Source organism: Pustulibacterium marinum, assembly GCF_900116665.1.
Lineage (GTDB): Bacteria > Bacteroidota > Bacteroidia > Flavobacteriales > Flavobacteriaceae > Pustulibacterium > Pustulibacterium marinum.
Genome location: NZ_FPBK01000017.1, coordinates 1 through 21,369, shown reverse-complemented (window position 1 = coordinate 21,369; position 21,369 = coordinate 1). Strand labels below are relative to the sequence as shown.

Genomic DNA, 21,369 nt, shown 5'->3' with positions numbered 1-21,369 from the left:
TTTCCGCGCTACATGGTAGCATGCTGCAATCGCTAACGCGCGCGTTTTAACAACGCTTGGTTGATATCTTTAATCAGTTGTGGACCTTCATAAATAAATCCGGTATACAACTGCACTAAATCAGCTCCGGCATCTAGTTTTTCCAAAGCATCTTCGGCTGTATGAATCCCTCCTACTCCAATAATCGGGAAGGCTTTGTTACTTTTTTCAGCAAGAAAACGAATTACTTCTGTACTACGTTTGGTCAATGGTTTTCCGCTTAAACCTCCGGTCTCTTTCACCAAATCAGCATCTGATTGTAAATTATCTCTTCCAATAGTGGTATTGGTTGCAATAACTCCGGCAATGTTAGTTTCGGTAACAATATCAATAATATCTAACAATTGAGAATCTGTTAAATCCGGTGCAATTTTTAATAGAATTGGCTTTTGTGTTGGCTTTTCAGCATTCTTATCCATCAAAGTTTGTAGCAATTGCGTCAACGGCTCTTTGTCTTGCAATGCACGTAAATTCGGAGTGTTTGGCGAACTTACATTCACTACAAAATAATCTACATAATCAAACAACGCATCAAAACAGATTTTATAATCTTCTACTGCTTCTTCGTTTGGCGTTACTTTGTTCTTCCCAATATTTCCGCCAATCAACACATCGGTATTCTTTTTCAGACGTTCCACCGCTTCCAAAACTCCACCATTGTTAAAGCCCATTCGGTTGATAATAGCCTGATCGGCTTTTAAACGAAACAAACGCTTCGGCGGATTTCCCGGTTGTGGCTTTGGAGTCAAGGTTCCAATTTCAATAAATCCAAATCCTAATGAAGACAACTCTTTGTACAACTTGGCGTCCTTATCAAAACCAGCCGCTAAACCTACCGGATTTTTAAATTTCAACCCAAAAACTTCTCTTTCTAAGGCAGGATCTGACACTTCAAATCTACTTTTGACAATACTTTTTACGAAAGGTAATTTTTGCGAAGTTTTAAGAAAAGAAAACGTAAAATGATGAATTTTCTCCGGATCGAATTTGAATAAAATCGGTCTGATAAGTTGTTTATACATATTGGTTTGTGTTGTTAGATAAATTGCTGTTGCAAAAGTACATTTTTATAGATAAATCTTTAGCTTTCGCACAAATAGATTGTATTTTTGAGGAAGAAATAAAACCATACACATGAAACATATTGTAGATAGATTTATCAGCTACATTACCGTTGATACACAATCTGATCCTACTTCGGAAACTACTCCGAGTACTGAAAAACAATGGGATTTAGCCAATAAAATTGTTGAAGAATTAAAACAAATAGGACTTGAAGAAGTTACTATTGACGAGCATGCATACATTATGGCTACGCTTCCGAGCAATGTAGACCACGAAGTGCCAACTATTGGATTTGTAGCGCATTTTGATACTTCGCCAGATTTTTCAGGCACTAATGTAAATCCACAGATTGTTGAGAATTACGACGGAAAAGATATTGTTTTAAACAAAGAGCAAAACATTATTTTGTCTCCAAACTATTTTGAAGATCTACTACAATATAAAGGTCAAACTTTAATCACCACCGATGGTACAACGCTTTTAGGAGCTGATGACAAAGCCGGGATTACCGAAATTGTTTCTGCTGTAGAATATTTGATTCAGCATCCTGAAATCAAACACGGAAAAATCAGAATCGGGTTCACGCCAGATGAAGAAATTGGTCGTGGCGCGCATAAATTCGATGTAGAAAAATTTGGCGCTGAATGGGCTTACACCATGGACGGAAGTCAGATTGGAGAATTAGAATTTGAAAACTTCAACGCAGCCGGAGCAAAAGTTACTTTCAAAGGAAAAAGTGTTCACCCTGGGTACGCAAAAGGTAAAATGGTAAATTCTATTTTAATTGCAAATGAATTTATGAACGCCTTACCAAAAGACGAAGTTCCTGAAAAAACAGCCGGTAGAGAAGGTTTCTTCCATTTACACACTATTACGGGAGGTATTGAAGAAACCACTTTACAATACATCATCCGTGATCATGATAGAAAAGCATTTGAAGCTAGAAAAGAATTGTTGTATAACATTGAAGCCGATTTAAACGCTAAATATGGTGACGTTGTATTATTAGACATCAAAGATCAATATTACAACATGCGTGAAAAAGTAGAGCCGGTAATTCACATTGTGCATACTGCAAAAGAAGCCATGGAATCTTTAGATATCAAACCGTTGATCAAGCCTATTCGTGGTGGTACAGACGGATCGCAATTAAGCTTTATGGGATTACCTTGTCCTAATATTTTTGCGGGCGGACATAATTTTCACGGAAAGTATGAATACGTTCCTGTAGAAAGTATGGTAAAAGCTACTGAGGTAATTGTAAAAATTGCTGAACTAACTGCTAAAAAAGCAAAATAAAATCTATATGGATCAAGTAAGTGCATATCTGGAAAAACACGATCGCTGGAAAAAAGAGCTTGAAAAACTTCGCGCAATTCTGTTAACAACTGAATTAACAGAAACCATTAAATGGGGCGCATCCACTTACACTTTAGACAACAAAAATGTAGTAGGAATTGGAGCTTTTAAAAGTTATTGCGGATTGTGGTTTTTCCAGGGAGCCTTGCTCAACGATACTGCTAATTTGCTTTACAATGCTCAAGAAGGAAAAACCAAAGCCTTACGTCAATGGCGTTTCGAATCTGAATCTGAAATTGACGAAAAACTCATTTTAAAGTATGTGCAACAGGCTATTGACAATCAGAAAAAAGGACTTGAAATAAAAGCCAACACCAATAAAACACTTGTTTTAGGACCGGAATTACAAGCGCTTTTCAAAGAAGATACTACCCTAGAAGCTGCGTTCTACAAACTTACTCCAGGCAAACAAAGAGAATACGCTGATTATATTACGGAAGCCAAAAGAGCCGCTACAAAACTAAGTCGTTTGGAAAAAATATCACCTATGATTCTTGAAGGCAAAGGTTTACACGATAAGTACAAGAATTGTTAAACTATTGGTCTTGTAATCTTTTTTGCGGTACATTTAAGAAAAATCAAATCTATGTATACGCAAATAAAAGCTCTATTAATCTGCACGTTTATTACTACTTTTAGTTTTGGCCAAATGTCTGAATCTGTAGACGAAATTACCATTACACCAGTAGAACATGCTTCCTTAATACTAGAAACAAAATACAAACGTATTTTTGTAGATCCCGTTGGACATGAGGAAATATTTAATACGCATGGCACTCCAGATATTGTTTTATTAACCGATATTCATGGAGATCACATGAATGCTGAAACGCTAAATGCACTTCATTTAAGCAAATCAATTATTATTGCACCAAAAGCCGTTGCGGAAGCACTACCCGAAAATCTTCAATCTAAAATTCAAATTGTAAATAATGATGAAAAAGTAGAAGTTTCCGGTGTTAAGATTGAAGCAATTCCTATGTATAATCTTCGTGAAGAGGCTAAAAGTTTTCACACCAAAGGACGTGGAAATGGTTATGTTCTAAAACTAGCAAACAAAAAAATATACATTAGTGGCGATACTGAAGATATTCCTGAAATGCGAAATCTTCATAATATAGATATTGCATTTGTATGTATGAATCTTCCGTATACAATGACGATAGACAGTGCTGCCGATGCTGTTTTAGATTTCAAACCCGGCATAGTTTACCCGTATCATTTTAGAGGCAAAAATGGAAAAAGCGATGTGAAAAAATTCAGTAGTATGGTTACAGAAGAAAATGAAGACATTGACGTGAGAATATTGAATTGGTATCCTGAAAAGTAAAATATCATGCATTTATAAAATAAAAAATCCGCTTTTAAAGCGGATTTTTTATTGATCTGAAAAAGATGAATTAACCTTTCATTATTTTCTTAGGAACTGCATTTTTGTTTACCAAAATAGCAGTGGTTTTGTATTGAACAAAACTCTTAGTAACATATAAATATCCTTGGTAATCATTTGTTTCTCCCCAAGAATTTTTCACTTTGTAATACTCTTTTCCGTTTTGATCTTTTGCTAAACCAACAATCTGCATTCCGTGGTCATCTGTAGTTGTGTAGTTATCAAAAGCTTCCTGACGCATTTCTGGAGTAATTTCCAATTCTGCTTGCGGTCCATTAAAAATAGATGCTCTTTCCTCAGGAGACATATATGCATAATCTACTGCAGGTACATACGCTACACCATTTTTCCAGCTAAAGTACTTTTCACTAACGTCGGTAGCCCAACCAACAGTATATCCTTCTTTCAAAGCATTGTCAATCGTTGCCGTAAGATCTCTCATTTGTACATTGTACACATAGTCAAAACTCCAGTTATCTGGCACTGGTAAAAATACCTTTTCATACATTGGTTCATTAGGTAATGAAGAGATTTCGATGTAATCATCAGCATCTAAACCAACTACTTCTTTAGCAAAAGTTTGCGGAGTGTATGTTTTTCCTTTGTATTCAAAACTTTCTGGAACTTCTCCTAAATAACTATCCAAAGCCGCTGTAAACGCTTTGATCCAGTTTGGAGTTAATTTTTTGTTTTTGTTTTCAATTACTGCATCTAACATTCCTTTCAACATAGATTGCATTTCACCAAAACGGTTGTAATCAGTACCGTAGTTTAATCCAGTATATACTTCCTGTGGTAAAGCTCCGTACTTTTTATAGATATTCACTACATCGTGCAATGCACCACCATCACCATAGTTCAAGCTTCCGTGCATACGTACATAGTTGATGGCTTTTTCTATATATACACAACGTGCTGTATAGATTTCTGAAATATCTACAGGTTCTTTTCCTTCGCGAATCATTTCAGACTCTAAAAAAGAGTTTCCAGAATAACTCCAACATGTACCACTACTTCCCTGATTTTTAACAGATGTATTTTCTAAATCGATGATTGTTGTAAACTGAAATCCTTCTTTAGCCTCCATACTCTTGTTGCCCTCTAAAGACTTCACAAGATCGTCTTGCGCATACGTTGCAAAAGTAGTTGCAGACGCAATTGCCAACATGATTAATTTATTCTTCATTATAATAATTGGTTTTAAAAACGCCTAAATTAATTAATATTCAGCTAAATTAATAGCATTTCATAGAATTGTATTTCACAAAACAAAAAAGTGATGATTTTACTAAAAAACCATCACTTTTATTATGTATTTAATTACAGAACTAATCTCTAATTAATTTTTTGTATTTGATACGTTTTGGAGTTACATCGCCACCTAAACGCTTACGTTTGTTTTCTTCGTATTCAGAGAAACTACCTTCAAAGAAATATACTTGTGAATCACCTTCGAAAGCTAAAATGTGCGTACAAATTCTGTCTAAGAACCAACGGTCGTGAGAAATCACTACTGCACAACCTGCGAAGTTTTCCAAACCTTCTTCTAAAGCTCTCAATGTATTTACATCCAAATCATTGGTAGGCTCATCGAGTAACAAAACATTTCCTTCTTCACGAAGCGTCATAGCCAAATGCAAGCGGTTACGCTCACCACCAGATAACGAAGAAACCTTTTTATTTTGCTCGCTTCCTGAGAAGTTAAAACGACTTAAATATGCTCTTGAATTCACCTGACGACCGCCCATCATAATCAATTCCTGACCGTCACAGAAGTTTTCCCAAATAGACTTTTCAGGATCGATGTCTTTGTGCGACTGATCTACATAAGCAATTTTAGCAGTTTCACCTACGGTAAACTCTCCTTTATCCGGAGTTTCTTCGCCCATGATCATTCTAAAAATGGTAGTTTTACCAGCACCGTTTGGACCAATAATACCTACGATTCCCGCTTGTGGAAGATTGAAACTTAAATCTTCGTATAATAATTTATCACCAAATGCTTTTGAAACACCTTTGGCGTCAATTACATTGGTACCTAAACGCGGACCATTCGGGATGTAGATTTCTAATTTCTCATCCAGTTGTTTTTGGTCTTCGTTCATTAATTTATCGTAGTTCTTCAAACGGGCTTTTTGTTTTGCCTGGCGACCTTTTGGAGCCATTTTAACCCATTCTAACTCTCGTTCTAATGTTTTCTGACGTTTAGAAGCTTGTTTTTGCTCTTGTGCCAAACGTTTCGATTTTTGATCTAACCAAGAAGAATAGTTTCCTTTCCAAGGAATTCCTTCTCCTCTGTCTAACTCTAAAATCCAACCCGCTACGTTATCTAAGAAATAACGGTCGTGTGTTACAGCAATTACGGTTCCGTTATATTGTTGTAAGTGTTGCTCTAACCACAATACAGATTCTGCATCTAAGTGGTTGGTAGGCTCATCTAACAACAATACATCTGGTTGTTTTAGTAACAATCTACACAATGCTACACGTCTTCTTTCACCACCAGATAATACTTTAATTGGAGTATCCGGGTCTGGAGTACGCAAAGCATCCATGGCAATTTCTAACTTGGTGTCTAATTCCCAAGCATTAGTAGCATCAATTTTATCTTGTAATTCGGCTTGTTTTGCCATTAAATCATCCATTTTATCTGGATTTGAGTAAACTTCTTCCAAACCAAACATGTCGTTGATTTTGTTGTATTCTTCTAAAACTTCAACAATTTCGGCAACACCTTCTTTTACAATTTCAATAACCGTTTTTTCTTCATCAAGCTTTGGTTCTTGCTCTAAGTAACCAACTGAATATCCTTGTGCAAAAACAACATCGCCCTGAAAATTCTTTTCTTCACCAGCAATGATTTTCAACAAGGTTGATTTACCGGAACCGTTAAGTCCTAGAATACCAATTTTTGCTCCGTAAAAGAAACTTAAATAAATATCTTTTAATACTTGTTTTCCTGTGCTTTGGTAAGTTTTACTTACCTTATTCATGGAAAAAATAACTTTTTTATCGTCTGACATAGTTACTTTAAAAAATTAGTAGAAATTAAAGAAAATCAAAAAAAATTATACGCGACCTTTCAATGCATTAAATACCCAAGCGATTGCAAAAAAACCAATACCTACAGATGCAAACCCCCAACCCGCTACATGGTCATATCTAAAAGCTCCTAAGCCAATTAGAAGTAAACCTACTATAATCATAATAATTGTGGCATATGAAAGTACCGTATTCTTATTCATCATTTTAAATTAAATTAAGGGTTCATGACTACGGCAAAAAACTAGAATTCGTTTTCTACCAACGTTGTATGAAAATGCCAAAGAACAGCAATTCTTTACAATTCATAATTGCAAATATCGCAATTTTAAAAAATTTATTTGCTAATTGTAATATAACATTTTTTCAATCTTCAAAAATTAAGTTTGCTTTTTATCTTAAAAGAGTTAGATTTGTTAACTTAATTTTAAGAAAAATTTAAACTAACCTAATCTAAACTAATGATGAAAACTACTATCAAGTTGATAGCTATATCATGCGCGGCAATCTGTATTACAAGTTGCGCTTCGGTATTAAATGGTAAGTACCAAAAAGTTACTGTACATACCAACAATTCTAATGCAAAAGTTTACGTGAACGATGAACTTCAAGGAGAAGGTAAAAATGTTGTTACCAAAATGAAGAGAGATACTTGGGTAAAACAAATTAAAATTGAACAAGAAGGATTTAAAGATACATATTTGATTCATTACCAAAAACCTAAATCTCCTTTATACATAATGAGTTGGGTTCCTTTTGGACTACTATTCTACCCTCCATTGACAGACTTTGGTCCTAAATCTTGGAACTACAAAAAAGATGTTTATAATAATAAAATTCCTCAAAAAATTAGTAAAAGAAATGATGAACAAAAATATGTTTTCATCGAATCTACTTCTTTTGATATTGACGAAGATGATTTTAAGGTTAAAATCATTAAAAACAGACAATATACTAAGGGAAAAGATAAATTTAAAGATATCACTGGAAACAATGAAAAATTAGAATATGACAATACTGTATTCACAAGCTCTTTGAATGAAATCTTATATAAATACAACTATATAGACACTACTAAAACAATTATAAAAGATAGAACGAATACCAAATATATCAATGCTACAATCAAAAAAATAGAATTCAATAATATTTATGATAAAGCATGTAGAGGTACAAAAAGATTTTTAACTTCACAGGTTGCAATTGAATGGGAAATTACCGATTTTTATGGAAGACCTGAATACACAGAATCTATTGAAGGAGCATCTGGTGACTTCAAGTTTTCAAAAGATGAAGAGCAGATTAAAAAATGTTTACAAGATGCTATTAGTTCTTCATTTTTGAAATTTATGGGAAATGAGGCCGTAGACAAACTTATTGATAAAAATAATGTTGGAGAAGAAATAGAACTTGAACAAATAGTTATTAAAAACTCAACTACACCTACTGATATCAAAACAGCGATGAGCTCAACTGTTACTATCAAGTCAAATCTAGGACATGGTAGTGGTCTTATAATAGGTGATAAGGGCTACATTGTTACAAACTTACATGTTATCGCCACCGCGGACTCTCTTCAAGCTATCACAAACAATGGTAAAGAACTTTCTGTTTCGGTTCTAAGAACAAATCCTAAATATGACTTAGCTTTACTAAAAGTTGATGATGAAAACCATGTTTTTGAAAATTCATTCACTATTTCTAGTCAAAAAAATTATGAAATTGGAGATGAAATCTTTGCCGTAGGTACACCAAACTCTATTGAATTAGGTCAATCAATCAGTAAAGGAATCATTTCAGGTATTCGAGTTAAAGAAGAAGAAGAACTTTCATACATTCAAACTGATGCTAGTATTAATTCTGGTAATAGTGGCGGACCTTTAATTTCTAAAAGCGGTGAATTACTAGGTGTTGTCAATGCAAAACTTCTTGGAGTTGGTGTTGAAGGTATTGGATTCGCTATACCTGTAGAGATCATCAAAGAAGCCCTTTCTATAGAGCAAGATTAATTATCATAAATATTCTTATGCAATAAAGGCTACACATAAATTATGTGTAGCCTTTTTTTATGGAACTGTAAGCAAAGTTTAGTATTTTTCCATAAAATTATAAATTAAGATGGACATCAACTTCAATATAAACGAAGATCACAATAAACTGCTTGCTTCTACCCTTCGCCAAAAACTAGCTAAAATATATAAAGGTGGTGGTGAAAAACGCATCGAAAAACTACATGCACAAGGAAAACTTTCCGCTAGAGAACGCATTGATTATTTGTTAGATGAAAATTCCGAAAGTATAGAAATCGGCGCATTTGCGGGTGAGAATATGTATGCAGAACACGGCGGTTGCCCTTCTGGCGGTGTTGTGGTAAAAATTGGCTATGTAAAAGGCAAACAAGTTATTGTTGTAGCCAATGATGCTACCGTAAAAGCAGGAGCCTGGTTTCCTATTACTGGAAAAAAGAATTTACGAGCACAGGAAATTGCCATGGAAAACCATTTACCAATTATCTATTTGGTAGACAGTGCTGGCGTTTACTTACCAATGCAAGATGAAATTTTCCCGGATAAAGAACACTTTGGTCGTATTTTCAGAAATAATGCACAAATGAGCAGCATGGGCATTACGCAAATTGCGGCCGTTATGGGCAGTTGCGTGGCCGGAGGTGCTTACTTACCTATCATGAGTGACGAAGCCTTAATTGTGAATAAAACCGGAAGTATTTTCCTTGCGGGAAGTTATTTGGTGAAAGCTGCCATTGGAGAAAGCATTGATAACGAAACCTTGGGTGGTGCTACAACTCATTGCGAAATTTCAGGAGTTACCGATTACAAAGCGGAAGATGATAAAGATGCGCTAGATACCATTAAAAATATTATTGATAAAATTGGAAAGGCTGAAGATGCCGGATTTAACCGAATTGAAGCTTTACAACCCAAAGAAAAACAAGAAGATATTTACGGAATTCTACCAAAATCAAGGGCTGATCAATACGATATGAAAGAGATCATCAAACGATTGGTAGACGATTCTGAGTTTGAAGAATACAAAGCTGATTACGGAAAAACCATTATTACAGCCTATGCTCGAATTGACGGTTGGGCTGTTGGAATTGTGGCCAATCAGCGAAAAGTGGTGAAAACTAAAAAAGGAGAAATGCAGTTTGGGGGCGTTATTTACTCCGATTCTGCCGACAAAGCCACCCGTTTTATTGCCAATTGCAATCAGAAAAAAATTCCGTTAGTATTTTTACAAGACGTAACCGGATTTATGGTGGGCAGCAAAAGTGAACATGGTGGTATCATTAAAGACGGTGCCAAAATGGTAAATGCTGTTGCCAATTCGGTAGTTCCAAAATTTACAGTTGTTATTGGAAATTCCTATGGTGCAGGAAATTACGCTATGTGCGGAAAAGCTTATGATCCACGTTTTATGTTGGCTTGGCCAAGTGCTGAATTAGCCGTGATGAGTGGTAACTCAGCTGCTAAAGTATTATTGCAGATTGAAACTGCTTCCTTAAAGAAAAAAGGAGAAAACATTACTCCAGAAAAAGAAGCGGAACTTTTTAAGAAAATCAAATCGAAATATGATGAGCAAGTTTCTCCGTATTACGCTGCGGCACGTTTATGGACAGACGCCATTATAGATCCGTTAAAAACCCGAACATGGATTTCTATGGGAATTGAGGCAGCTAATCAAGCGCCAATTGAGAAAAAATTCAACTTAGGTGTTATTCAAGTTTAAAGCATCTCAAACTTATATTGTACTTTTAACGCTCCAAAATCATGGAGCGTTTTTTATGTCTAAAATTCAACCCACACATTTTCACACATTTCAAGAAGATATTAGTCAAATTTCGTTACCAAACGAATTTACTTTTCCATTCTATTACAGTCCACACCCATTAAGTGTTTTAGCGTCAAATCAGGTTCAGAAATACTTAGAAAATCAAACTGATTTTGAACACAATTTTGGATTAAATGCTACTCAAAAAGGATTGGTAATTGGTAAAATGTTTGGTGTTTTAGTAGTTGAAAATGCAGAAAATGAAATCGGATTTCTAGCTGCATTTTCTGGAAAGTTGGCTGATGAAAATTTGCATTCGTATTTTGTTCCTCCTGTGTTTGATATGTTACAGAAAGATGGATTTTTCAAGCAGGAAGAAGAAATTGTGAATGCTCTGAATAGTGATTTGGAAGCTATCGAAAATTCTTCAGCCTATTTAGAGGCTAAATCAGAAGTAGCTAAACTTGAAATTGAAGCAACTGAAGATATTTCGAAACAAAAAAAGCGTATCAAAACCTTAAAAAAGGAACGCGATCATAAACGAAAAGAAGCCAAACTTTCTTTAAACGAAACAGAATTTCAAAAGTTCAACCTTCAATTAGATGAAGAAAGCCGACAAGAGAAAATTCTACTCAAAAAAATGGAAACCTATTGGCGATTAACTTTAAAAACAGTACGTGAAAAGTTGACTGTTTTTGACAACGAAATCTTAAGAATAAAACAAGAGAGAAAAGAAAAATCTGCGGCTTTACAACAACGTTTATTTGATAAGTACACTTTTTTAAATGCAAATGGAAACACAAAAAGTGTAGGTGAAATTTTTGATAACAATCCGCCTGCAGCTGCTGGTGAATGTGCAGCTCCAAAATTGTTACAATACGCCTATCAACACAACTTAAAACCGATTGCCATGGCTGAGTTTTGGTGGGGAGCTTCTCCAAAATCAGAAGTGCGCAAACACCAACAATTCTATCCATCGTGTCGTAGCAAGTGTGAACCTATTTTGGGACATATGTTGGAAGGAATTCAAGTAGCTAAAAATCCTATTCAAGAGGCTGTAAAAACGGCTCCTTTAGAAATTATTTTTGAGGACGAATACATGCTCGCTGTGAACAAACCGGAAGAAATGCTTTCAGTTCCTGGAAAAACAATTAAAGAATCCGTTTATACTTTTATCAAAGAACGCTATCCAGAGGCTACCGGACCACTCATAGTACATCGTTTAGATATGTCGACTTCAGGAATTATGTTACTCGCAAAAAATGAATCGGTTTATAAAAACTTACAGTCGCAATTCATTAAGCGTTCTATTAAAAAGCGATATGTGGCGCTGCTGAACGGAAAAATTACGCAAGAAAAAGGGATTATTGAATTACCTCTGCGCGTAGATCTTGATAACAGACCGATGCAATTAGTTTGCTACGAACACGGAAAACCTGCCAAAACAAAGTTTAAAGTAGTTTCGAAAACTGAAAACCAAACTCGCATTCACTTTTTTCCTATTACAGGAAGAACACATCAATTACGAGTGCACTCCGCGCACGTTAACGGACTCAATTGCGCTATTGTTGGAGATGATTTATACGGAACCAAAGCTAATAGATTACATTTACATGCCGAAGAAATCACGTTTCAACATCCAGTTAGCAGAGAAGAAATCACGCTGATTCAAAAAGCTCCATTTTAATGTTATATTTGTAATTATACCTTAATATCAATCTTCAAGGAATGAAAAAACTACTTTTTATCAGCCTATTTTTAATTAGTTCGGCTGCATTAAATGCTCAACTTTTAAAAGAAAAACCAACCTATACCAAAGCCGATACTTTAAGAGGTTCGTTACGTAAAGAGCGTAATTTTGATGTGCAACACTACACTTTAGATGTTAAAGTAGAGCCGGAAAAACAATACATAAGCGGCTCAAACACTATTAAATTCATTCCACAAGAAGACTTAGAAACTATTCAAATTGATTTATTTGAAAACTTGCAAGTTGATTCTATTGTTTATAAAGGAAAAACGTTGCCATATCGCAGAGAGTTCAATGCTGTTTTTATCGACTTTTCAAATCCATTAAAAGAAAACACCTCAGAAGAAATTCAGTTTTACTATTCAGGTAATCCAAAAGTTGCTAAAAATGCTCCTTGGGATGGAGGTTTTGTATACAAAACTAGTGAAAGCGGCCAACCATGGATTGCTACTGCTTGCCAAGGGTTGGGAGCTAGTGTTTGGTGGCCTGTGAAAGATCATCAATCTGATGAGCCAGATCATGGAATGGATATTTTAGTTTCGGTGCCGAATGGTATTATGGACGTTTCAAACGGACGTTTACAAGGTTCGGAAGACCTTGGAGACGGCTATACCAAATGGCATTGGAAAGTAATCAATCCTATAAACTCTTACGATGTTTCACTTAATATTGGTGACTATGTACATTTTGGAGAAAATTACAAGGGCTTGGATACAGACTTTTATGTTTTAAGAGAAAATCTTGAAAAAGCGAAAATTCAGTTTAAAGAAGTGGAACCAATGATGGATTGTTTTCAGGAGCATTTTGGGGAATATCCTTTTAAAGAAGATAGCTATAAATTGGTTGAAACTCCGTTTTTGGGTATGGAACATCAAAGTGCGGTAGCTTACGGAAACAAATACATGAAAGGATATTTGGGTACCGACCTTTCCGGAAATGGTCCCGGACTTAAATGGGATTATATCATTATTCATGAAACGGGTCATGAATGGTTTGGCAACAGTATTACCTCCAAAGATATTGCTGATATGTGGATTCATGAAGCCTTCACTACGTATACTGAAGTTGTTTATACAGAATGTGAATGGGGTTATGAAGATGCAATGAAATATGTGTACGGACTTCGTAGAAACATTAGAAATAATGCTCCAATCATAGGAGATTATGGCGTAAATAAAGAAGGAAGTGGAGACATGTATTTCAAAGGTGCCAACATGCTAAATACGCTTAGACATGTGGTAAATGATGATGATAAATGGTGGAAACTGCTGAAAGATTATTCATTACATTTCAAGCATCAACAAATAGAAACAAAAGATGTAGTAGATTTCTTTGAAGCAGAAACTAATTTAAATCTAAAGCCAATCTTTGATCAATATTTAAGATATACTACCATTCCTGTTCTGGAACTGAAAAAAGATGGAAAAAGCGTATTGTATCGTTGGAAAACAGATGTGTCAAATTTTGAAATGCCAATTGACATTAAAATAAATAATAACCAGCTAAGAATAAATGCTACCAATGATTGGCAAAAACTTAAAAAAGCTGATTTAGATGCTATAAAAGTAAACACTTCTATGAACTACATTAAAGTAGAAAAACTATAACTAATTTTTCTACTTTCTAATAATAAAAAAGGTTAGCCAAATGGCTAACCTTTTCATTTTAAAACAAACAAATTATACCTATAACCTGGTATTAAGGACTCTTACTTGAACAATTTTTGGCATCCATAAATTATTCGCTGCTGTAATCTTTACAGTAAATTCTTTGCTATCTTTTAAACTATCGGGAATTTCAACGGTTATGGTTTTTAAGGTTTTACCATCATCTCCGTTAGAAGTTATATGCTCTAATTTTTTTCCATTTATAAAAATATCACACGCTCTTAATTTATCTACATCTAAATATTGAACATATACATACTTACCTTTTTTAGCTGTATTTTTCATCTGATAACTAAACCACCCAGAACCTTCTCTAAAATGTTGTTCGTAATCATATCCTGTCCAAGTTCCATCTTGTTTTATAAAATGATCTGACTCTGGTTGCTGTTCTCCTGAAAGCACAACATCTTCTGATTTTTCTTCTAAAATACGTTCAGCAGCTTCTTGAGCTTCTAATTTTTCTTGCATTTCCTTCAAACCTTCTTGAGTAGCCTGTGGAAAATAAATCATGTATCTAGCTTCGTGTAGTTGATAAAAAGGTATCAACTCTAAGCTATCTGTATACTTTTCTTCTGGAAAAAGACTTCCTAATTTAAAATGTAAAGGTTCGTCTTTCACCTTAGAAACTTTTGAGGTAAGCTCATTTGGTTTTGAAACAATTGTTGGAATTTCGTTCAATGGAACAATTTCTCCATGAGCAATATGCCCTCCTCTACTGGCATCTGCAAACAAACCATCTAAATGATCAGTTCCCGTTTTTGCGGCTAAAACTATAGGACCATACATGTATGCAAAATAATTGGAATCATCTGGCATTTGTACAGCTTTCAAATTCATTGGTAAATCAAAAGTTATTTTATCGCCATTATTCCATTTTCTGTGAATAGCAATGTATCCTTGTGTTGTATCCAAATCTTCTAAAGTTTCTCCGTTTACAGTAACTGAAGCTTTACCTTGAGTCCATTTTGGATTGCGTAATCTTAGTGTGAATTCACTTACAGAATCAGTATTCACCGTAAAATATGTTGCTGCTTCCTGCGGAAATGAATTTTCCTGTATCAAAGTAACCCCTTTATCTTTCCATTGTAATGAAGAAGGAATAAACAGATTTACAATCAATGACTTATCGGTATGTGCATAAATCATTTCACCATATTTGGCGTGATTTTCAATCCCTGAACCTACACAACACCAAAAGCTGGTTTGCGGCTGCGAATACACTCTGTAATGTCCTGGACGCATTTGTGTAAAATAGACCAAACCACCTGTTTCAGGATCTTGTGTAGATAAAATATGATTGTACAAAGCCTGCTCATAATACTCCATGTAATTTTCGGTTCCATGATCTTGATACAACATCTTAGTTAGCTTTAACATGTTGTAAGTATTACAAGTTTCAGGACCTTGCGTACCCATAATCATTTTTGTAAAATCATTGGTAGGGTGAAAATGCTCATACGCACTATTTCCTCCAATAACTACAGATCGCTTATTCACTACATCATCCCAAAAATAGTTAGCTGCATTAGACCAAGCTGTATCTCCATCTATTTCTGCGATACGTTCAAACCCAATTACTTTTGGAATTTGAGTATTGGCGTGCATACCAGTTAATTTATCTTCATGATTCAATAATGGATCTAAAATCTCTTTATGAGAGAATTGCTTTGCTAATTTCAGATATTTATCACTTCCTGTAATAGCAGCAACATCTGCAAAAACTTCATTTAAACCGCCATGTTCACTAATCAATAATTCCTGAATTTGTTCATCTGAAAGATCAGAAACAATTGCTATCATCCAATCTGTAAACTTGATAAGCATTTCTTTAGCTTCCTGGCTTCCTGTATATAGATAAGCATCTCGAAGCCCCGAATATGTCTTGTGGATATTATATAATGGAACCCATTTATCGTTTAAACTGAATCCACCGGCACGAATATTTCCTTCTTTAATTTCTTTCCACATGGCACTTCCGCCAGGAACACCACCAATGTAACCATTACCATTTGCATCCTGACAACGTTTTAGTTCCGCTAACATATAATCTAAACGTTCTTTGATAGTAGAATTACCAGTGGAAGCATACATGAGAGATAAAGCAGAAACATAATGTCCACCTATGTGACCGTCTAAACCAGTATTCTCCCAATTAGGATAACTTTCGGCTTTAGGTTCTAAACCTGCCTCTCTCAAAAACGGAGCTAATAATCTATCTGGTTCTAATTCCAAAAGATATTTTATATCTAATTCCTCTGCATTTTTAAAAGGACTCTTTAAAAGTTTTACTTGGTCTAATTGAAAGTAAGAGATAGCACCATTATCAACTGGAACCGCTTCTGATTTTGAAGCCTTATCACATGCTAGAACTGATAAAACAACGATAGAAGCTAAAAGTATTTTTCTCATTTGATTAGAAGTTTGCTTTATTGATTTATGATAAATGAAACTAAAAATATTCCAAAATCATACTTTAGAGTCAATTATTTTAAACATGACTTAAAGATAGGGCAATTTCGAATATTTCTAAATGAATTCAAACAAAATATGTGTAAATTTTACACTTAATTATTAACAACCTTTAAAATGAGCTTAACCAGATTTTAACCCACTTTCCATTTCATAAATCATAGCTTTAGAAAAACAAAAAAAATTAAGTTATGAAACAAGTACAGCCATATCTAACGTTTAGAGGAGAATGCCAAGAAGCACTATCGTATTACAGAGATTGCTTTAATGCAAAAATTGTAAACCAACAGACCTATGAAAATGCATCTATAGATATTCCTGAAGATTACCGTAATAAACTACAACACGCAGAGCTCAAAGGAAAAGGAATTCATATCATGGCATATGATGCTGCGCCAGACACTCCGTTAAATTCAGGAAATCAAGTGCAGATGTCGGTAGCTTTGGAATCTGAGGAAGAATTAACTTCGCTATTCGATAAATTCACTTCGGAAGGACAAACTATTACAAAACCAGAAAAAACTAGCTGGAATGCTTTATATGCACGCTGTAAAGATAAATACGGTGTCTACTGGATGCTGAACTATCAGTTAAATTAAAACATAAAAAAAGCCGCTTTATAGCGGCTTTTCTTTTAAATAATCAATTGTCTTTTAAGCTTCAGGCTCAACGGAAGTTTTTGCCTTTTTTGCTTTATTTTCAATTGTATCATACATGATTGGTGTTGCAATGAACAATGAAGAGTATGTACCTACAACAATACCAACAATCATTGCAAACATAAATCCTCTTAATGAATCACCACCAAAAATAAAGATAGCTATCATTACAATCAATGTAGTTAAAGAGGTGTTCAATGTTCTACCCAAAGTGCTACTTAAAGCTTGGTTCACATTTTCACCACCTTTCCATCCTCTTTCGGATGTAATTTCACGAATTCTATCAAATACAATTACTGTATCATTCAAGGAATAACCAATTACCGTTAAGATAGCCGCAATGAATGCTTGGTCAACCTCCATACTAAATGGCATGAAAGAATAGGTAATAGAGAAAACACCTAATACTAACAATACATCGTGGAATACTGCAGCTACAGCACCTAGAGAGAATTGCCATCTTTGGAATCTTAATAAGATATATAAGAAAACTACAGCTAATGAACCTAAAACCGCCCATATTGCACTTTGCTTGATATCATCTGCAATGGTTGGTCCTACTTTGATAGATTGCATAATTCCAATCTTCTTATCTGAATTTGGTGAAGAGAAATCTTCGTAAGTAGTTCCATCTGGTAGATATTTTTGAAGAGATTCAAACAATTTATGCTGAATTTCATCATCTACTTCTGTTCCTTCTTCGTCTACTTTATATTTAGTAGTTACTTTAATTTGACTATCGTCACCAATTGTTTTTGCTTCTGCACTATTGAAAACAGCTTTCAATTCAGATGCAATTTCAGAAGCATTCACAGGTTGCTCAAATCTAATTTGGTATGTACGTCCACCTACGAAATCTACACCTTGATCTAATCCTTTGGTAAATAACGATATTAAACCTACAACTATAAGTACTCCAGAAATAATGTATGCAATTTTTCTCTTGCTTAAGAAATCTACATTCATATTTCTAAACAAGTTTTTAGTAGCACCTGTATAGAAATCTAAAGAACGCTTGTTACTACCAATGTAACCTTCAATCATAATTCTAGTTACGAAAATCGCAGTAAACAATGATGTTAAAATACCTATCAATAATGTAGTAGCAAAACCTTGAATTGGTCCTGTACCAAATACTAATAAGATGATCGCCGTTAAACCTGTGGTAATGTTCGCATCTAAAATTGAAGATAGTGCATTACTAAATCCATCTTTAACAGCCTCCGAAAGCCCTTTTCCAGCTTCTCTTTCTTCCTTGATACGCTCGTAGATAATTACGTTTGCATCTACCGCCATACCAATAGTTAAAACGATACCTGCAATACCTGGTAATGTTAATACAGCTCCTAAACCTGCTAACACACCAAAGATTAAAAGCACGTTGAAAATCAAAGCGATATCTGAGAAAATACCGGCTTTACCGTAATAGAATACCATCCATACTAGTACAATTACCATTGCAATCATGAAAGACATAAAACCATTGCTAATTGCTTCTTGACCTAATGATGGCCCAACAACTTCTGATTGAATAATATTTGCTCTTGCAGGTAATTTACCAGCTCTTAAAATATTAGCTAAATCCTTAGTTTCATTGATAGTGAACTGACCTGTAATAGAAGAAACTCCTCCCGAAATTGGTCCACTAGTTACACCTGGTGCAGAATAAACCGTATTATCTAAAACAATTGCAATTGCAGTTCCGTTTTCATAAACCTTACCTGTTAAAGATTCCCATGCTTTTGCTCCTACTCCGTTCATTCTCATAGACACTTCAGGATTTCCATTTGGATCAAAATCATCACTTGCGTCTACTACAACATCTCCACCAACTTCTGGCTTGTTGTTTCTATTTCCTTTTAAAGCGTATAGACTTACAGTCTCTGTATCAGTATCTGGTTTACTCCAAGCAAATCTTACAAATTGTAAATTTGAAGGAATTAAACGTTGCGCTTCTTTACTGTTCAATAATTTATTTACAGCAGCTGTATCTCTAACCGAAGTAACTCCAATTACATTTGATTTTTGTTGGAACATTCCCAATTTCTCAAATAATGGATTTGCTTTTTGCTGTAATGAATCTTCTTCTGTATTTGCTAAAAGATCATTAATCTCATCTCCTGCTTCTTCTACAGAAGTAGTATCTGTTGTTGCTTTTTTAGCCTCTTCAATTTCTTGAAACTTAGAGTTTACAGAAATCAAATATGGAATCACATCTTGGTTTGAATATGTTTCCCAAAATTCTAATTGAGCTGTACTTTGTAATAATTTCTTAGCTCTTTCAATATCCTTTGCTCCTGGCAATTCAACCAAAATTCTTCCAGAAGTTCCTAAACGCTGAATGTTTGGCTGTGTAACACCAAATTTATCAATACGCTCACGTAATACTTCAAAAGCAGAAGTGATAGACTCGTTTACTTTTGTTCTAAGAACATTTTTAACTACATTATCATCCTCTCCCATTTGAATGTCTTCATCTAAAGATCTATTATAAAAAATCTCTGGAGAAGCCAACTTTGTTTGTCCGTTTGAAATACGATCAAATTGGTCGAAAAATAAATCTAAATAAGGCTCATCACTACTTTTAGAAACACTATCAGCAGCCACAAGTGCCTTGTTAAAAGTTACATTTTGAGAATCATTTGCCAATCCTCTAAGAATATCTTTAACAGATATTTGAAGAATTACATTGATACCTCCTTTAAGGTCAAGCCCCTTGTTCAATTGTTTATCTTGAACCTCGCTAAAGGTATATCCTAGATAAACTTCTTCTTTCTTTAAAGAATCTAAATAACTAGCTTCTTCTGTTTCTCTTTTTGCAACGTAATCTTCCTCTGAACTAGGAATTTTACTTTCTGCATAAGCTGCTGCTTCCTTCTCTTTTTGACTAGTGATGTAAGTAAACGATAATTGATAAATACTTACGATACCAAATAAAAGAGCAAATAACTTAATAAGTCCTTTGTTTTGCATTATTCTATTTTTTTATTGGTCAATTTTTGTAGATCGGGCAAATATATAATTTCCCTACAGATTTGACAATTATAAATTTTTGTATGATTTTTTGTGTAAGACTTGCATAGTCAAACGTTGTGTTGTTATGCGAAAATAGAAGGAGAAGGTCCTGCTCTTACTTCTGGTATTTCGTATAATCTCTGTATAGAAACAGATTGTATTTCAAAAAAAAGATGTCTTGAAGAATCTTTGTATATACTTGAAAAACTATTTACAAAATCACTAAAGAATAACGTTAAATGAGAATTTGTAGATCTATCATAATCTTGTTTTGATATGATGGTTGCCTTTTGTGAAGAATCTGTATTTTGACTTGAAGATTTTTGAATTTCATAGACAGCAAGTTCAAAAATATTTTGCTTCTTAGAATGTGTTCTAGTCGAAAAACCAACTTCAGAAACTTTCGTTGATAATTGTAATTGCGTAGATTTAGCTAATAAACTCTGAATGGAAACAATATCTAAACTACTGTAATAGCTAATTTTTAACTGATTCCCCTCACCTTTCTGAATTTGAATATTAGAGGCATCTAAAAATGCTAGTTCCCTCTCTATAAATCCAATAGCCTCTTTGCTATCTTCTTCTGAAATTTGATTGTTATGAAAACTTACCAAAATCTCTTGGTTTGGTAAAGAGGTACGATTATGAACTATTCCCCATATTGCGAGAATAGCAAGTACCGTTCCTAAATACCATTTTGTTTTCATGAGGCCAAATATAAAAAAATCAGTATTGAAAACTAGTGATTTTTAGAATTTTCCATTACTCTAAAAAAATAAAAAACCGATTTAGAAAATACGTAAATAATCCTCGGGGCAAGCCCCGAGGCATTAGTTTAGAATAGATTTAATTGTATGTCATTATTTCTATGCAAAACTTGATAATCCTTTTCAGAACCTTGGTTTTTCACATATGCAGCTATTACTTGCTCATTGCTATGCCGTCCCACAGTATTAATATAAAAGCCACTTCCCCAAAAAGCTCCACCCCATAATGCTCTTTTTACACCTGGAGCTTGAGAGAAAATTTCACGGGCAGTGATACTTTTAATTGTTCTGGCAATCTTTGTTGGACTGTAGGTTGGAACACTCTGTAACAGAAAATGAACGTGATTCTTGTCTGAAC

Annotated in this window: 16 protein-coding genes; 8 read left to right on the top strand and 8 right to left on the bottom strand. The window is 34.4% G+C overall.

Annotated elements, in window-relative coordinates:
• Positions 1 to 32 precede the first annotated feature (32 nt).
• Positions 33 to 1,061 carry a quinone-dependent dihydroorotate dehydrogenase gene (locus tag BM383_RS16605; protein WP_093026275.1) on the bottom strand — a complete coding sequence of 343 codons (1,029 nt, stop codon included), beginning with the start codon at positions 1,059 to 1,061 and terminating at the stop codon, positions 33 to 35.
• A 112-nt stretch (positions 1,062 to 1,173) separates the two neighbouring features.
• Between BM383_RS16605 and pepT the strand changes: the two genes are divergently transcribed.
• From pepT to BM383_RS16590, 3 genes are read left to right on the top strand one after another with little or no spacing between them, the layout of a single operon-like run.
• The gene (gene pepT / locus BM383_RS16600; RefSeq protein ID WP_093026274.1) at positions 1,174 to 2,403 is read left to right on the top strand and encodes a peptidase T; all 1,230 of its coding nucleotides are present in this window, start codon (positions 1,174 to 1,176) and stop codon (positions 2,401 to 2,403) included.
• 7 nt (positions 2,404 to 2,410) lie between these two features.
• Complete coding sequence (locus BM383_RS16595; protein WP_093026273.1) at positions 2,411 to 2,998, top strand: YdeI/OmpD-associated family protein; 588 nt, start codon at positions 2,411 to 2,413, stop codon at positions 2,996 to 2,998.
• A 51-nt stretch (positions 2,999 to 3,049) separates the two neighbouring features.
• Complete coding sequence (locus tag BM383_RS16590; protein WP_093026272.1) at positions 3,050 to 3,793, top strand: MBL fold metallo-hydrolase; 744 nt, start codon at positions 3,050 to 3,052, stop codon at positions 3,791 to 3,793.
• A gap of 70 nt (positions 3,794 to 3,863) precedes the next feature.
• Here BM383_RS16590 and BM383_RS16585 read toward each other — a convergent pair whose 3' ends face one another.
• The 3 genes from BM383_RS16585 to BM383_RS16575 all read right to left on the bottom strand — a co-directional run bounded on the left by BM383_RS16585 (position 3,864) and on the right by BM383_RS16575 (position 7,098).
• Entirely contained in the window at positions 3,864 to 5,039 is a 1,176-nt protein-coding gene (locus BM383_RS16585; RefSeq protein WP_093026271.1) for a C1 family peptidase, read from the bottom strand.
• A 142-nt stretch (positions 5,040 to 5,181) separates the two neighbouring features.
• Positions 5,182 to 6,876, bottom strand: a complete 1,695-nt coding sequence (ettA, locus tag BM383_RS16580; protein WP_093026270.1) for an energy-dependent translational throttle protein EttA — start codon at positions 6,874 to 6,876, stop codon at positions 5,182 to 5,184.
• A 45-nt stretch (positions 6,877 to 6,921) separates the two neighbouring features.
• Positions 6,922 to 7,098 (bottom strand): CAL67264 family membrane protein, encoded by a 177-nt coding sequence (locus tag BM383_RS16575; RefSeq protein WP_093026321.1) that lies wholly within the window; start codon positions 7,096 to 7,098, stop codon positions 6,922 to 6,924.
• A gap of 435 nt (positions 7,099 to 7,533) precedes the next feature.
• Between BM383_RS16575 and BM383_RS16570 the strand changes: the two genes are divergently transcribed.
• The 4 genes from BM383_RS16570 to BM383_RS16555 all read left to right on the top strand — a co-directional run bounded on the left by BM383_RS16570 (position 7,534) and on the right by BM383_RS16555 (position 14,041).
• Positions 7,534 to 8,904 carry a S1C family serine protease gene (locus BM383_RS16570; RefSeq protein WP_177229154.1) on the top strand — a complete coding sequence of 457 codons (1,371 nt, stop codon included), beginning with the start codon at positions 7,534 to 7,536 and terminating at the stop codon, positions 8,902 to 8,904.
• Between the two features lie 109 nt (positions 8,905 to 9,013).
• Positions 9,014 to 10,642 (top strand): acyl-CoA carboxylase subunit beta, encoded by a 1,629-nt coding sequence (locus BM383_RS16565; protein ID WP_093026268.1) that lies wholly within the window; start codon positions 9,014 to 9,016, stop codon positions 10,640 to 10,642.
• Positions 10,643 to 10,697: 55 nt separating this feature from the next.
• Positions 10,698 to 12,371: an RluA family pseudouridine synthase gene (locus tag BM383_RS16560; RefSeq protein ID WP_093026320.1), complete on the top strand. Its 1,674-nt coding sequence runs from the start codon at positions 10,698 to 10,700 to the stop codon at positions 12,369 to 12,371.
• 41 nt (positions 12,372 to 12,412) lie between these two features.
• Positions 12,413 to 14,041, top strand: coding sequence for a M1 family metallopeptidase (locus BM383_RS16555; protein WP_093026267.1), 1,629 nt, complete (start codon positions 12,413 to 12,415; stop codon positions 14,039 to 14,041).
• Positions 14,042 to 14,119: 78 nt separating this feature from the next.
• On the opposite strand, the gene BM383_RS16550 is transcribed toward BM383_RS16555, so the two are convergent.
• Positions 14,120 to 16,510, bottom strand: coding sequence for a glycoside hydrolase family 127 protein (locus BM383_RS16550; RefSeq protein ID WP_093026266.1), 2,391 nt, complete (start codon positions 16,508 to 16,510; stop codon positions 14,120 to 14,122).
• Between the two features lie 251 nt (positions 16,511 to 16,761).
• Here BM383_RS16550 and BM383_RS16545 point away from each other — a divergent pair, with 251 nt between their 5' ends.
• Positions 16,762 to 17,169 carry a VOC family protein gene (locus tag BM383_RS16545; RefSeq protein WP_093026265.1) on the top strand — a complete coding sequence of 136 codons (408 nt, stop codon included), beginning with the start codon at positions 16,762 to 16,764 and terminating at the stop codon, positions 17,167 to 17,169.
• 54 nt (positions 17,170 to 17,223) lie between these two features.
• On the opposite strand, the gene secDF is transcribed toward BM383_RS16545, so the two are convergent.
• From secDF to tnpA, 3 genes are all read right to left on the bottom strand, one after another.
• Positions 17,224 to 20,202, bottom strand: coding sequence for a protein translocase subunit SecDF (gene secDF, locus BM383_RS16540; RefSeq protein WP_093026264.1), 2,979 nt, complete (start codon positions 20,200 to 20,202; stop codon positions 17,224 to 17,226).
• 125 nt (positions 20,203 to 20,327) lie between these two features.
• On the bottom strand, positions 20,328 to 20,951 hold the full coding sequence (locus BM383_RS16535) for a hypothetical protein (RefSeq protein ID WP_093026263.1): 624 nt from the start codon (positions 20,949 to 20,951) through the stop codon (positions 20,328 to 20,330).
• A 128-nt stretch (positions 20,952 to 21,079) separates the two neighbouring features.
• Positions 21,080 to 21,369 (bottom strand): IS200/IS605 family transposase (tnpA, locus tag BM383_RS16530; RefSeq protein ID WP_143106438.1); only part of this gene is annotated, 290 nt, incomplete at its 5' end.

Bases quoted from the DNA above. Each gene is read 5' to 3' on its own strand.
- BM383_RS16605 (WP_093026275.1), bottom strand. From the start codon at position 1,061: ATGTATAAACAACTTATCAGACCGATTTTATTCAAATTCGATCCGGAG.
- pepT (WP_093026274.1), top strand. From the start codon at position 1,174: ATGAAACATATTGTAGATAGATTTATCAGCTACATTACCGTTGATACA.
- BM383_RS16595 (WP_093026273.1), top strand. From the start codon at position 2,411: ATGGATCAAGTAAGTGCATATCTGGAAAAACACGATCGCTGGAAAAAA.
- BM383_RS16590 (WP_093026272.1), top strand. From the start codon at position 3,050: ATGTATACGCAAATAAAAGCTCTATTAATCTGCACGTTTATTACTACT.
- BM383_RS16585 (WP_093026271.1), bottom strand. From the start codon at position 5,039: ATGAAGAATAAATTAATCATGTTGGCAATTGCGTCTGCAACTACTTTT.
- ettA (WP_093026270.1), bottom strand. From the start codon at position 6,876: ATGTCAGACGATAAAAAAGTTATTTTTTCCATGAATAAGGTAAGTAAA.
- BM383_RS16575 (WP_093026321.1), bottom strand. From the start codon at position 7,098: ATGAATAAGAATACGGTACTTTCATATGCCACAATTATTATGATTATA.
- BM383_RS16570 (WP_177229154.1), top strand. From the start codon at position 7,534: ATGAAGAGAGATACTTGGGTAAAACAAATTAAAATTGAACAAGAAGGA.
- BM383_RS16565 (WP_093026268.1), top strand. From the start codon at position 9,014: ATGGACATCAACTTCAATATAAACGAAGATCACAATAAACTGCTTGCT.
- BM383_RS16560 (WP_093026320.1), top strand. From the start codon at position 10,698: ATGTCTAAAATTCAACCCACACATTTTCACACATTTCAAGAAGATATT.
- BM383_RS16555 (WP_093026267.1), top strand. From the start codon at position 12,413: ATGAAAAAACTACTTTTTATCAGCCTATTTTTAATTAGTTCGGCTGCA.
- BM383_RS16550 (WP_093026266.1), bottom strand. From the start codon at position 16,510: ATGAGAAAAATACTTTTAGCTTCTATCGTTGTTTTATCAGTTCTAGCA.
- BM383_RS16545 (WP_093026265.1), top strand. From the start codon at position 16,762: ATGAAACAAGTACAGCCATATCTAACGTTTAGAGGAGAATGCCAAGAA.
- secDF (WP_093026264.1), bottom strand. From the start codon at position 20,202: ATGCAAAACAAAGGACTTATTAAGTTATTTGCTCTTTTATTTGGTATC.
- BM383_RS16535 (WP_093026263.1), bottom strand. From the start codon at position 20,951: ATGAAAACAAAATGGTATTTAGGAACGGTACTTGCTATTCTCGCAATA.